4 protein-coding genes are annotated in these 4,739 nt (G+C 68.6%); all 4 read right to left on the reverse strand.

The window, feature by feature from the left end; genetic code table 11:
- Window positions 1-121: 121 nt before the first annotated feature.
- Window positions 122-1,036, reverse strand: a complete 915-nt coding sequence (locus tag AC31A1_RS47065; RefSeq protein WP_489659205.1) for an EamA family transporter — start codon at window positions 1,034-1,036, stop codon at window positions 122-124.
- 108 nt (window positions 1,037-1,144) lie between these two features.
- Entirely contained in the window at window positions 1,145-3,157 is a 2,013-nt protein-coding gene (locus tag AC31A1_RS47070; RefSeq protein WP_489659206.1) for an ABC transporter ATP-binding protein, read from the reverse strand.
- A 110-nt stretch (window positions 3,158-3,267) separates the two neighbouring features.
- Window positions 3,268-3,396 (reverse strand): hypothetical protein, encoded by a 129-nt coding sequence (locus AC31A1_RS47075; RefSeq protein WP_327403241.1) that lies wholly within the window; start codon window positions 3,394-3,396, stop codon window positions 3,268-3,270.
- A gap of 248 nt (window positions 3,397-3,644) precedes the next feature.
- Window positions 3,645-4,739: lipid II:glycine glycyltransferase FemX (locus AC31A1_RS47080; protein ID WP_489659204.1), on the reverse strand; the 1,095-nt coding region annotated here is incomplete at its 5' end.

Genomic DNA, 4,739 nt, shown 5'->3' on the forward strand with positions numbered 1-4,739 from the left:
CGGGCCGAGTCAAGGGTGGAGCGCAGCGGAATCGCCGCAGGCGACGCGACCGCAGGGAGCGCCCTTTACTCGGGCCGTGGAAGGCCGACACTGGCCGAGAAGCGAGTGGCCCAACGGCAACCTACGCCTCTACTTTCGCTTTCCCCCGGCCCACCTGTGTCCGCACCGCCCCCATACTCGCCGCGATGACCAGCGCGATAGCCATGGCCTCAGGAACGGACAGGGCCTGGTGGAGGATCAGGAAGCCTGCTGTTGCCGCCACGGCTGGTTCGAGGCTCATCAGGATCGCGAAGGTGGAGGAGGGGAGGCGGCGCAGGGCCAGGAGTTCGAGTGTGTAGGGGAGAACCGAAGAGAGAATCGCCACTGCGGAACCGAGGGCGATCGTCGTCGGGTTCAGCAGCTTTGTGCCTGACTCCGCGACGCCCAGCGGCAGAAACACCACCGCCGCCACGACCATCGCCAGCGCCAAACCATCAGCTTGTGGAAAACGACGCCCTGTACGGGCACTGAAGACTATGTACGTTGCCCACATGGCTCCGGCCCCCAGGGCGAAGGCCACGCCTACAGGGTCCAGGCTGCTGAAGCCTCCGCCGCCGAGGAGGAAGACGCCTGCCAGGGCGAGCCCGGCCCATACCGCGTTCAGCGCGCGCCGGGATGTCAGGACGGAGAGGGCGAGTGGACCCAGTACCTCCAGCGTCACCGCCGGTCCCAGGGGGATGCGGGCCAGGGACTGGTAGAAGAGGCCGTTCATCGCGGCCATGGTGATGCCGAAGACGACGACCGTGCCCCAGTCCGCCCGTGAGTGACCCCGCAGGCTCGGGCGACAGATCACGAGGAGGACCACCGCGGCCACCAGCAGCCGTAGCGTCACCACGCCCAGCGCCCCCACCCTGGGCATCAGCGTCACCGCCAGCGCACCACCGAACTGCACCGAGATCCCCCCGGCCAGCACCAGCCCCACCGGCCCGAGCGGACTCGTGCGGCGCGGGGCGCTGGTCGGAGGGGCCACGGGGGCGGTGGTCGACGTACTGGGGATGCTCACGGGGCTTCCAGGGCTCGGCTCAGCTCGAATTCGTCCATCACGATGCACTGCTCAGTTCATGGTAATGGACTTCAACAGGTGTGAGAACCCTTTATGCAACTGTCACTGGGCCTGGTCCCGGAACAGGGGCCGGCCGTCGGGGAGGGTGGTGGGCATGGGTCCGAAGAGGGGATCGGCGTACTCGGCGTATTCGGTCTGCGGGTAGGTCGGTTGGTACGTCGGCTCGTACGTCTGTGGTGCCCAGCTCTCGACGAAGACCGGTGCCGAGGAGTACCCATGCCCCGCGCCCGCCTCCGCGAACGACGGCAGCCGCAGCTCCCCGGTGTCCATCACCGCGTTGTTCTGCGAGCGGTGCAGTCGCGAGTACGCCCCGCCCCGCACCATCAGCTCCTCGTGCCGGCCCGTCTCCACGATCCGGCCCCGGTCCACGACCAGGATGCGATCGGCGTCGGGGGCGAGGTTGAGGTCATGGGTGATCATGATGGTCGTACGGCCCGCCATCAGTCGGCGCAAAGGCTTCACGACCCGGCGGGCCGCCATCGAGTCCAGGCCGGTCGTCGGTTCGTCCAGGACCAGGACCGGGGCGTCGCGCAGGATCGCGCGGGCGATCGCCAGGCGCTGGAGCTGACCGCCGGACAGGCGGGCCGAGTTGGGGTCGACCTTCGTGTCGTAGCCGTCGGGGAGGCGGAGGATGAACTCGTGGGCGTCGGCAGCGACAGCCGCGTCCATGATCGCCTGCTCGCTCGCGCCCGGCCGGCCGCAGGCGATGTTCGCGCGGACGGTGTCGTGCAGGACCAGGGTCTCCTGGGGGAGCAGGGTCACGTACTCGCGCAGGCGGGCGAGGGGGAGGTCCCGCAGGGGGACGCCGTCGAGGAGGACATCGCCGGCGTCGGGGTCGTAGAAGCGGAGCAGCATTTTGGAGACGGTGGACTTGCCGGCGCCGCTGGGGCCGGTGACGATCACCAGTTCGCCGGGGTTGACGGTGAAGGAGAGGCCTTCCAGGGCCACTCGGTCGGCGCCGGGGTAGCTGAAGGTGACGTCGCGGAGTTCGACCGTGCCGTCGGGGCGGCCGGTCTCGGAGTCGCGGGCGGGGTCGGCGACGGACGGGCGTACGTCCAGGATCTCGATGAGGCGTTCGGCGCCCGCGGTGGCGGCGGTGATGGTCAGGCCGAGTTGGGCCAGGCCTCGGACGGGCGGGTAGAGGTAGCCCAAGAAGGCGGAGAACGCCAGGAGTTGGCCGAGGGTCATGCGGCCGGTGGAGATCTCCCAGGCGCCGATGCCGATGACGGCGAGCACGCACACGGTCTCGATGACGGCGACGAGTTGCTCGTACGCCTCGTTGAGCCGCGTCGAGCGGACGGAGGCCCGGAACCAGGCGCCTGCCTCCTCGTTCAGGCGGCGGCGTTCGGCGTCGCGGCGGCCGTAGGCCTGGGTGAGGACGATGTTGCCGAGGGACTCCTCGACGACGGAGGTGATCGCGCCGTCGGCGACCCGGCCCTCGCGTGAGACGTCCTTGATGGAGCCGGAGAAGCGGCGGGCCGCGAGCCAGAAGAGGGGGGCGAGGACGAAGGTGGCGGCGGCCAGGTCCCAGCGCAGCCAGAACGCGGCGGCGGCGTAGAAGAGGGCGGAGAAGAGCGCGGAGGCGGTGCCGATGACGCCGGACACGACGAGGGTCTCGATCGCCTCGACGTCGCCGGTCAGGCGGGACAACAGGTCGCCCTGGCGGTGCCGTTGGAAGAAGTGCGGGGGCAACTGCTGTACGTGGTCGAAGACATGCTCGCGCAGTCTCATCACGAAGCGTTCGGTGGCCCACGCGGCAAGGGAGTTGCCGGCGTACGAGACGAGCGCGCCGACGATCGCCACGCCCAGCCACTTCGCGGCCGGGCTCCAGAACGCGCTCAGCGAGCCCTTCGCCAGGGCTCGGTCGGTGAGGTCGGCGAAAAGGAGGATGGCCTCGGTCTCCGCGAGCGCGCCGATCACCGTGCATATCCAGACGAGGACCAGCCAGCGTCTGAGGCCCCGAGTGAGCGGCCAGAAGCGACGGAAAGCCGTACGGGCGGGAATGGTGGGAGTTTCGTCGTCCTCGTATTCGAGGTCTTCCTCATCCGTATCCATGTCCATGTCCACCATACGCCCGCTTTCCGTCATCAGAATTCCTTGGGTTTTCGAATTCAGGAAAGAAAAGAGGGCCGACTGCGTGGGTCGGCCCTCCCTCTACCGCCGGTTCAGCTGTCCTGGCCGGGCAGCGGCTTCGGCAGCGGCTTCGGCTGGTGCTTCTTGCGCGGCTTCGGGGGCGGGGGCGGCAGCTGCTGCTTCTTGGGCTTGGGCAGCGGGGCGAGCTTGTTGAGGCCCATTCCGAACTCCTAGGTTGTGCGGTGGAATTTGTGCGTCAAAGTCGAGCGTTTTACCGCCCGGGGAATTCCCGACACCCAGAAACTTACACGGCCCTGTAGCCAAGTCGCAGCAAAGTCGTCGACCGAACGGCAAACACGGGCTGTGAATACCTTTGTGAATCCTGAGTTACGGCCGCCAACCTGAGATTTCTCTGATAAACCTGAGAGCGGCCTTAATGAACCTGTGCTTCCGCCCTCAAGCGAGATCCTCAGCGGCGCGCCATGTAGAGGTCGAGCGCCTTGTGGAGCAGGCGGTTGAGGGGGAAGTCCCACTCCCCCAGGTACTCGACGGCCTCTCCGCCCGCGCCGGCCTTGAAACGCAGCAGCCCCAGCAGGTGGTTGGACTCCTCCAGGGTGTCGGTGATGCCCCTGAAGTCGTATACGGCCGCGCCGAGTTGGTGGGCGTCGGTCATCATGCGCCACTGCATCGCGTTGTTGGGCTGCACCTCGCGCCTGCGGCTGGTGGAGGCGCCGTAGGAGTACCAGACGTGCCGGCCGACCGTCAGCATCGTGGCCGCGGCGAGGATCTCGCCGTCGTGGTGGGCGAGGTAGAGGCGCATGCGGTCGGGGTGTTCGGCGGTGAGGGCGGTCCACATGCGCTGGAAGTAGGGCAGCGGGCGCGGGATGAAACGGTCGCGCTCGGCGGTCTCGGCGTACAGCTCGTAGAAGGCGGGGAGTTCGTCGTAACCGCCCTGGACCACCTTTACGCCGGCCTTCTCGGCCTTCTTGATGTTGCGCCGCCACTGCTGGTTGAGCCCGCGGTGGATCTCGTCCAACGACCGCCCCGCGAAGGGGACTTGGAACACGTACCGGGGCTGCCCGGCCGCGAAGCCGTCCTCTCCCCCGGGTTCCGTCTGCTGCCAGCCCGCGCGGCGCAGCCGGTCGGCGACCTCGTAGGCACGCGGTTCGTACGACGTGGGCGCGGCGTCCTTCAGCCGCCGCGCGTCCGGGTCGGCGATCGCGGCCTTCACCGCGTCCGCGCTCCAGCGGCGGACGACGACGGGCGGGCCCATCTTCACCGTGAACGCGCCCTGCGACTTGAGGCGCGCGAGCATCGGGTCGAGCCAGCGGTCGAGATCGGCGGCGTGCCAGTCGATGACCGGCCCCTCGGGCAGGTACGCGAGGTACTTCTTGAGTTTGGGCACGGGCCGGTACAACACGAGCCCCACCCCGACCAGTTGCCCACTCGCCTCCTCGAACCACCCCAGACTCTCGGCCCGCCAGTCCGGCTTCACCGCACCCCACGACGGCACCTGCATATGGCTGGCGGAGGGGCGGGCGGCGATGAACGCGAGGTGTTCGGC

This window comes from Streptomyces sp. P5F9 (assembly GCF_057961495.1).